This is a genomic window from Achromobacter sp. UBA5777, from assembly GCF_002418565.1.
Classification (GTDB): domain Bacteria; phylum Pseudomonadota; class Gammaproteobacteria; order Burkholderiales; family Burkholderiaceae_B; genus Achromobacter; species Achromobacter animicus.
On record NZ_DIEJ01000008.1, the window covers coordinates 1 to 5,566 of the forward strand.

Consider the following 5,566-nt stretch of genomic DNA (forward strand, 5'->3'; position numbering starts at 1 on the left):
GAAGAAAGCGACCTACGAAGATCGGAAAAACGCGACCTAAGAAGATCGAAAGAATGCAACCTACGAAGCCGCAGCCTCCCCCTTAACTTCGCCCACAAACCGACAATCCAACTCCAGAGACAACTCATCCATCCCCAGAATATCCACCTCAACCGCAGTCCCGCGTTCAAACTCCGGCATCCCCCCCACTCGAGTCACCAACGGCGCATTCGCAAACCGCACAAGATCATCCCGCAGCACATGCGCCACCGTTCGCGTCACGCCGTTCTGCTTCAGCCAGCGTAGGCACCAGTAGCGTTCCATTGCGCTCTGGAACTCGGCCCAGGCCGCGTATTGCGCGTCGAAGGCGCCGATGATGGCGAACAGGTCTGCGTCGCGCGGCTTGAAGGGGGCGATCAGGCGGGCCGAGACGCCGTGTTCCACCGCGGCGATCAGTTGCCATTGGTTGACCAGGTCGACATAGCGGCGCAGCGGCGACGTGCTCCACGCGTACTGGGGAACGCCGATGGCCTCGTGCGGCAGCGCCTGCGTGCTCATGCGCACGCGGCCGGCTTGCTGCGAGCGGTAGATGCCCGGCACGCCGTGCTGGTTCAAGAGGCCGCCCCACAGGTTGTTGGCCAGGATCATGTATTCGGCCACCATGCGATCCAGCGGCGCGTTGCGCTGGCGCGGGACCAGGCGCACGGGCGTGTCGGGATCGTCGGGGTTGCCGTCCAGGTAGAAGCTGTATTCCACCCGGGAATTGTTTTCCGGCTTGCCGCGGACGTTTTCGCGTTGCGCGGACAGGGCCTGGGCCAGCTTCCAGAGCGGACGCAGCCAGTGGCCGTAGGGGAGGTCGGCGTCCGGGTCGGACAGGCTGGCCTCGGTGACCTGGCTGTCCAGCATGTTGTGGCGCAGGTTTTCGCGCACGACGATGCGTTCCAGGCGGGTTTCCGATTCGATGACTTCGCCGGTTTCGGGATCGGCGGTGACGTACAGCGATAGCGCGGGCACTTCGCGGCCGGCGTCCAGGGAGAACGCCTGGATGACGCTGTCCGGCTGCATCGGGATTTTGTCGCCGGGCATGTAGACGGTGGACAGGCGGGCGCGGGCCAGTTTGTCCAGCTCGCTGTCGCGGGTGACGGACAGGCCGGGCGCGGCGACGTGGACGCCGACGCGCACGCGGCCGTCGGGCAGCATGGAGACGGAGAGCGCGTCGTCGATTTCCGTGGTGGTGACATCGTCCACGGAATAGATTTCGGCGTCGGCCAGCGGCAGTTCGCGGTCGATGGGCGGCAGTTCCACGTCGGGGAAGGCCAGGCCGCGCGGGAAGTTGACGGCCAGGAAGCGGCGCTTGTGCAGCGCGAGTGCGTGCGGCCAGGCGCCCAGTTCCAGCAGCAGGCGGTCAGGCGTCTTGCCCAGCTTGGCGCACGCGGCGTCCAGGGCTTTCCATTGCTGCGAGTTCTTGTCCGGACGGATCAGGAGCGATTCGGCGGCCTGCGCGATGGGTTCGGGCAGGCGGCCCGCGGCCATTTCGTCGACCCATTCCTGCTGCTGTTCGGCCTGGCGCTGCTTCTTTTCCAGCGCGGCCAGCGCGGCGGCCAGGATGTCTGGCGGGGCGGGGCGGTAGCGGCCCTTGCCGCGGCGGTGGAAGTACGCCGGCGCGCCGTGCAGGCGCATCAGCAGCGCGGCTTGCTCGACGGGCGTGGGGGCGTGGCCGAAGTAGTCGGCGGCCAGGGCGGGGGAGTCAAATTCCTCTTGCGGCGCGCATTCCCACAGGAATTGCAGATCGAGCGTCTCGGCCGTGGCGGCCGCCTGGGTCATCAGGGCCGCCGGATCCGGCGAGGCGAAGTTGAACAGGGTATTGGCGCGCTTGATTTTGCTGCGCTTGCCCGACTCCGACTCCACCTGCAGGCTGGCGTCGGTCTCGGACAGGATATTGCCGGCCTTGAAGCTGCCGTCATCTTCGTAAAACACATACATGGTGGGGATCGTCCTGAGCGGCGGCCTCGCGCCGCCTTGCGCAGCTTTGTGGGTGTTGAAAGTTGATATTGATTATCAGGGGCGTACCGGCTTGCCGCCTAGGGCGAATTCAAGCACTTCCGGCATCCATTCCGCGAAATCGGACAGGCCGTGGTCGCTGCCTTGCACGATACGCTGGCGGCAGCCGGCGTATCGGTCGCGCATCTCGCGCCAATCCAGCACTTCGTCGCCGGTCGCGGCCACCAGGAAATACCGGTCGGGCTGCGTGATGCGCGGCGCATGGATGGCGGCCAGTTCGTCCACATATTCGGGCAAAAAAACGAACGGCGCGCCGGAATGATACATGTGGTGCTCGCCGACCTGGGTGGCAAGGTCGCGCGCGGCGTGGACGGCGGGATTCAGCAACACGGCCTTGCAGCCCAGCTGCTCGGCGATCCAGGTGGCGTAGAAACCGCCCAGCGACGAGCCGATGACAGTCAGTTCGCGCGGCGAATCGGCGTCCGCCAGGCGGTCGCGCGCCATGCCCAGCGCCAGGTCGATGGCTTCGCGCGGGCTGGCGGGCAGTTGCGGGCAGGCCCACGCATCGGTCAGGCCACGTCCGGCCATGGCGTCCGCCATCAGGCGGGCCTTGAAAGAATCGGGCGACGATCGGAAACCGTGTAGATAGAGAATCATTGTTTGCTGTTTCCGTGTGCGTTGCGGCAGGCGGCCGGCTGAAGGCTTGAATTCCGGGCGGGCCGGGCCGGCAGAGCGAGCCCGGCATGTCCGGCAGGGCGCGCTTTGCCGGGTTCGGCCAAGCGGGCGGAATCAGCCGCGCGCCTGCAGCGCATCCAGCAGCTTGCCATGGATCCCGCCGAAGCCGCCATTGCTCATCACCAGCACCTGGTCGCCGGGCCGCGCAGCGTTGGCGACGGCGTCGACCAGTGCGCCGATGTCATCGTAACTGGAAGCCCGGCCGCCGAGGGGCGCCAGCACTTCAGCCGGATTCCAGCCCAGCGCGTGCTTGCCCTCGTTGGCGCCAAAGCAGAACACCAGATCGGCGTCGGCCAGCGCCTCGGGCAGCCGGGCGGCCATGGTGCCCAGCTTCATGGTGTTGGAACGCGGCTCCAGCACGGCCAGGATTCGCGCCGAGCCGACCTGGCGGCGCAGACCTTCCAGCGTGGTGGCGATGGCGGTGGGGTGGTGAGCAAAGTCGTCGTAGACCTTGATGCCGTTGACCGTGCCGCGCAGCTCCATGCGGCGCTTGACACCGCCGAAGCGGGTGAGGGCGTCGATGCCCTGTTCTGCGGGCACGCCAACGTGTTCAGCGGCAGCCAGGGCGGCCAGCGCATTCATGCGGTTGTGTTCGCCGGTGAGCGACCAGCGGACGGTGCCGGCGCGGACGCCGGCACGCGTGACGTCGAACGCGCCGTCGGCATCCGGGGGCGAGGCCTGCCACTGCCCATCCGGGCCGAACGTGACGGTATCCGACCAGCATCCCCGCGCAATCACGCGGTCCAGCGCATCCGATTGCGTCGGTCGGACGATACGGCCCGAACCGGGAATCGTGCGAACCAGATGGTGGAACTGCGTTTCGATCGCCGTCAGATCCGGGAAGATGTCGGCGTGATCGTATTCCAGGTTGTTCAGAATCGCGGTGCGGGGGCGGTAGTGAACGAACTTGGAGCGCTTGTCGAAGAATGCCGTGTCGTATTCGTCCGCCTCGATGACGAAGGGGCGGCGTGCCGGGTCGTAGCGGGCGGACACATGCAGGTCCTGCGCTACGCCGCCGATCAGGAAATTCGGGGCCATGCCTGCGGCTTCCAGCACCCACGCCAGCATCGAGCTAGTAGTGGTCTTGCCGTGCGTGCCGGCCACAGCCAACACGTGCGCGCCGGGCAGGATGTTGTCGCCAAGCCATTGCGGACCGGACACGTAGCGCGCCCCGGATTCCAGAATGGCTTCCATCAGCGGATTGCCGCGGCTGACCACGTTGCCGATGACATACAGGTCCGGCTTGAGCGCCAGTTGCTCCGCGCCAAAGCCTTCGATCAGTTCGATACCCTGTTCGGAAAGCTGGGTGCTCATCGGCGGGTACACTCCCGCGTCGCAACCCGTGACTTTGTGGCCGGCGGCGCGCGCGATCAGCGCCAGTCCGCCCATGAAGGTGCCGCAGATGCCAAGAATGTGCAGGTGCATTGATAAATCTCCTGCCCCGCATTGTATATATAGCGGCCCGACAAGCCGGCGCCTCGCGCCTGCGGCGTAAAACGGCCGCAACGGTTATCATCGCGCCATGAATCGACGCCTACTTCTTTCCGCCGCCGTGGCGGTGGCCGCGACTGTCGCGGGCGGCTACACGCTGATGGGCCGCAAGCCCAAGAACGATGCCGCGCCGGCTGACGCGGGCGATCCGGTCGCGGGACTCATGCAGATGCAGCTTCCGGATCTGAACGGCGCCTCGCATTCGCTGGCCGGCTGGAAGGGCCAGCCCATCGTGGTCAATTTCTGGGCAACGTGGTGCGCGCCGTGCGTCAAAGAGATGCCCGCGCTCGACGCCCTGCAGAAAAAATACCCGCAAGTGCGCTTTGTTGGCATCGGCGTTGATTCTGCCGTCAACATGCAGAAGTTTGTCGAGAAAGTACAGGTTTCCTACCCGCTGTGGGTCATCGGCGCCGGTGCCATCGACACGCTGCGCAAGCTGGGTAACCCCAGTGGCGGGCTGCCTTTTACTATCGTTTTCAATGCAGATGGCAGCATTAACCGGAAGATATTGGGCGAAGTGCAGCCCGACGATCTGGATCGCACGCTTGCCGGTTTGAAGGCGTAAGTCTGTTGGACAAATAGTAGGAATTGGCGTAAAAAGCTGGTTTATCGGCTGTTTTGCCAACAATTGGCAATCCACAATTTGGCACGCGCATGGCGCAAAACATACTGGTATTGCATGGCCCGAACCTGAACCTGCTTGGCACCCGGGAACCTCATATCTACGGCAGTCTTACCCTTGCCCAGATCAATGAGCGTCTCGAGCTGCTCGCAGGCGAACTGGGCGCCACGCTGACTGCGTGGCAAAGCAATCACGAAGGTGCGCTGGTTGACCGCATTCAGGCGGCACGGCAGGACGGCACGGACTTCATCATCATCAACGCAGCGGCATACACGCACACCAGTGTCGCGATTCGCGACGCGCTGGCCGGGGTCGCGATCCCATTTATTGAAGTACATTTGTCCAATCTGTATAAGCGAGAGCCGTTCAGGCATCACTCTTATCTGTCCGACTTGGCGCAGGGCCTGATCAGCGGCCTGGGCGCGGACGGCTACGAGGCCGCGCTGCGTTACGCAGTGCGGCACTGATCTCGCATCAATTCAACGCTTTTACATCTTATACGGCGCGAACCCCGACGCTGGGACGACGCCGACACTATCTCGGGAAGCAGCTTCTATGGATCTTCGAAAACTCAAAACCCTGATCGACCTGGTGGCTGAATCGGGCATCGCCGAGCTGGAAATCACCGAAGGCGAAGGCAAGGTCAGAATCGTCAAGTTCTCGCAGACGCTGCAGCCGGTGGCCTACCACCAGCCCGAAGCCGGCGTGCCCGCCGCGCCCGTCGCCGCCGCCGCGCCC

Annotated in this window: 5 protein-coding genes and 1 pseudogene; 3 read left to right on the forward strand and 3 right to left on the reverse strand. The window is 64.8% G+C overall.

Features of this window, described 5'->3' with window-relative positions:
• Positions 1-60 precede the first annotated feature (60 nt).
• The 3 genes from B3446_RS00415 to mpl form a co-directional block, all read right to left on the reverse strand.
• Positions 61-1,962 carry a ribonuclease catalytic domain-containing protein gene (locus B3446_RS00415; protein ID WP_191578221.1) on the reverse strand — a complete coding sequence of 634 codons (1,902 nt, stop codon included), beginning with the start codon at positions 1,960-1,962 and terminating at the stop codon, positions 61-63.
• Positions 1,963-2,037: 75 nt separating this feature from the next.
• The gene (locus B3446_RS00420; protein ID WP_291376112.1) at positions 2,038-2,637 is read right to left on the reverse strand and encodes a YqiA/YcfP family alpha/beta fold hydrolase; all 600 of its coding nucleotides are present in this window, start codon (positions 2,635-2,637) and stop codon (positions 2,038-2,040) included.
• Between the two features lie 132 nt (positions 2,638-2,769).
• A complete protein-coding gene (gene mpl / locus B3446_RS00425; protein ID WP_291376114.1) occupies positions 2,770-4,140 on the reverse strand; it encodes a UDP-N-acetylmuramate:L-alanyl-gamma-D-glutamyl-meso-diaminopimelate ligase in 1,371 nt (456 codons plus the stop codon).
• A gap of 97 nt (positions 4,141-4,237) precedes the next feature.
• Here mpl and B3446_RS00430 point away from each other — a divergent pair, with 97 nt between their 5' ends.
• From B3446_RS00430 to B3446_RS00440, 3 genes and pseudogenes are all read left to right on the forward strand, one after another.
• The gene (locus B3446_RS00430) at positions 4,238-4,771 is read left to right on the forward strand and encodes a TlpA family protein disulfide reductase (RefSeq protein ID WP_291376115.1); all 534 of its coding nucleotides are present in this window, start codon (positions 4,238-4,240) and stop codon (positions 4,769-4,771) included.
• Positions 4,772-4,860: 89 nt separating this feature from the next.
• Positions 4,861-5,295 (forward strand): type II 3-dehydroquinate dehydratase, encoded by a 435-nt coding sequence (aroQ, locus tag B3446_RS00435; protein ID WP_056327805.1) that lies wholly within the window; start codon positions 4,861-4,863, stop codon positions 5,293-5,295.
• Positions 5,296-5,383: 88 nt separating this feature from the next.
• Positions 5,384-5,566 (forward strand): annotated as a pseudogene (locus B3446_RS00440) (acetyl-CoA carboxylase biotin carboxyl carrier protein); the annotation flags it as partial.